The organism is Paenarthrobacter sp. PAE-2 (assembly GCF_026013155.1).
In the GTDB taxonomy this organism is placed as follows: domain Bacteria; phylum Actinomycetota; class Actinomycetes; order Actinomycetales; family Micrococcaceae; genus Arthrobacter; species Arthrobacter ureafaciens.
In genome coordinates, this window is record NZ_JAPDNV010000076.1 from 1 (window position 1) to 3,148 (window position 3,148).

Annotated in this window: 1 rRNA gene (cut by a window edge); it reads right to left on the reverse strand. The window is 55.5% G+C overall.

Going from position 1 to position 3,148, the window contains the following annotated elements:
• Window positions 1–132: 132 nt before the first annotated feature.
• Window positions 133–3,148, reverse strand: a 23S ribosomal RNA gene (locus OCL88_RS20700); it runs 246 nt beyond the window's last position.

Consider the following 3,148-nt stretch of genomic DNA (forward strand, 5'->3'; position numbering starts at 1 on the left):
TTACCCGTCCCCCTGTGTGGGGGTGGGAAGTGTGTGGTTACAACTGTGGTGCTTGTTTAGTTGTGTTGTTGTGTTGGTGTTCCCGGGTTGTTGGTTGGGAACCACATAGTGGACGCGTGCAGTGTGTTGTGTGTGGTGTAAGTTGTTGGCCTATTAGTACCGGTCAGCTTCACGAGTCTTTAGTCCTCGCTTCCACATCCGGCCTATCAACCCAGTGGTCTGGCTGGGGGCCTCTCACACATAATGTGTTTGGAAATCTCATCTTGAAGCGAGCTTCCCGCTTAGATGCTTTCAGCGGTTATCCCATCCGAACGTAGCTAATCAGCGGTGCACTTGGCAGTACAACTGACACACCAGAGGTTCGTCCGTCCCGGTCCTCTCGTACTAAGGACAGCCCTTCTCAAATTTCCTGCGCGCGCAGCGGATAGGGACCGAACTGTCTCACGACGTTCTAAACCCAGCTCGCGTACCGCTTTAATGGGCGAACAGCCCAACCCTTGGGACCTACTCCAGCCCCAGGATGCGACGAGCCGACATCGAGGTGCCAAACCATGCCGTCGATATGGACTCTTGGGCAAGATCAGCCTGTTATCCCCGAGGTACCTTTTATCCGTTGAGCGACGGCCATTCCACAATGTACCGCCGGATCACTAGTCCCGACTTTCGTCCCTGCTTGAGATGTCTCTCTCACAGTCAAGCTCCCTTGTGCACTTACACTCGACACCTGATTGCCAACCAGGCTGAGGGAACCTTTGGGCGCCTCCGTTACTTTTTAGGAGGCAACCGCCCCAGTTAAACTACCCATCAGGCACTGTCCCTGACCCGGATCACGGGCCGAAGTTAGATGTCCAAAGTGACCAGAGTGGTATTTCAACGATGACTCCACCCGAACTGGCGTCCGGGTTTCAACGTCTCCCACCTATCCTACACAAGCCACTCCGAACACCAATACCAAACTATAGTAAAGGTCTCGGGGTCTTTCCGTCCTGCTGCGCGTAACGAGCATCTTTACTCGTACTGCAATTTCGCCGAGTTTATGGTTGAGACAGCGGGGAAGTCGTTACTCCATTCGTGCAGGTCGGAACTTACCCGACAAGGAATTTCGCTACCTTAGGATGGTTATAGTTACCACCGCCGTTTACTGGGGCTTAAATTCCCAGCTTCGCCCGCGAGGGGCTAACCGGTCCTCTTAACCTTCCAGCACCGGGCAGGAGTCAGTCCGTATACATCGTCTTGCGACTTCGCACGGACCTGTGTTTTTAGTAAACAGTCGCTTCCCCCTGGTCTCTGCGGCCCACACCCGCTCCACAAAGCAAGTCTGTATCACGGGGCAGGCCCCCCTTCTCCCGAAGTTACGGGGGCATTTTGCCGAGTTCCTTAACCATAATTCTCTCGATCGCCTTGGTATTCTCTACCTGATCACCTGTGTCGGTTTGGGGTACGGGCGGCTAAAACCTCGCGTCGATGCTTTTCTAGGCAGCATAGGATCACCGGATCCCCCCATACGGGGGTCCCATCAGATCTCAGGATCGTGCTCGAAACACACAGGAACGGATTTGCCTATCCCTGACCCTACATCCTTGGACCGGGGCTACCATCGCCCGGCCCGGCTACCTTCCTGCGTCACACCTGTTAATACGCTTGCCTCCCGGGATCAGGTCCCAGCACCAGCCCAACCATCACACCACAAGTGGTGCAACAAGAAAGACCGGCGGTGGTTAGTATCCCCCGTTCAACATGGGCGGTTTTTCGCCGGTACGGGAATATCAACCCGTTGTCCATCGACTACGCCTGTCGGCCTCGCCTTAGGTCCCGACTTACCCAGGGCAGATTAGCTTGACCCTGGAACCCTTGATCATTCGGCGGACGGGTTTCTCACCCGTCTTTCGCTACTCATGCCTGCATTCTCACTCGTGTAGGCTCCACCGCTGGTTTACACCGCGACTTCACCGCCCACACGACGCTCCCCTACCCATCCACACCCCTGAACCACGAAGGCTAGGGTAATGCGTGAATGCCACAACTTCGGCGGTGTACTTGAGCCCCGCTACATTGTCGGCGCGGAATCACTTGACCAGTGAGCTATTACGCACTCTTTCAAGGATGGCTGCTTCTAAGCCAACCTCCTGGTTGTCTAAGCAACTCCACATCCTTTCCCACTTAGCACACGCTTAGGGGCCTTAGTTGGTGGTCTGGGCTGTTTCCCTCTCGACTATGAAGCTTATCCCCCACAGTCTCACTGCTGCGCTCTGACTTACCGGCATTCGGAGTTTGGCTGACGTCAGTAACCTTGTAGGGCCCATCGGCCATCCAGTAGCTCTACCTCCGGCAAGAAACACGCAACGCTGCACCTAAATGCATTTCGGGGAGAACCAGCTATCACGGAGTTTGATTGGCCTTTCACCCCTACCCACAGCTCATCCCCTCCATTTTCAACTGAAGTGGGTTCGGTCCTCCACGACGTCTTACCGTCGCTTCAACCTGGCCATGGGTAGATCACTCCGCTTCGGGTCTAGATCACGCCACTACACTCGCCCTGTTCAGACTCGCTTTCGCTACGGCTTCCCCACACGGGTTAACCTCGCGACGTAACACTAACTCGCAGGCTCATTCTTCAAAAGGCACGCCATCACACCCATACAACCCCGAAGGGCTGCAGATGCTCTGACGGATTGTAAGCACACGGTTTCAGGTACTGTTTCACTCCCCTCCCGGGGTACTTTTCACCTTTCCCTCACGGTACTGGTCCGCTATCGGTCATTAGGAAGTATTTAGGCTTATCAGGTGGTCCTGACAGATTCACACGGGATTTCTCGGGCCCCGTGCTACTTGGGATCCTCTCCAAAGGCGGTGCCACACATTACGGTTACGGGACTCACACCCTCTCTGGCCGGCCTTTCAAGACCGTTCACCTATACGCACACCCACACCCCACCGGTCCGGCAGAACCAGCACGGAAAGTCCCACAACCCCGCCCACGCAACGCCCGCCGGCTATCACACATGGAACGGTTTAGCCTCATCCGCGTTCGCTCGCCACTACTAACGGAATCACTCTTGTTTTCTCTTCCTGCGGGTACTGAGATGTTTCACTTCCCCGCGTTCCCCCCACGCACCCTATGAATTCAGGCACGGGTCACACAATCACC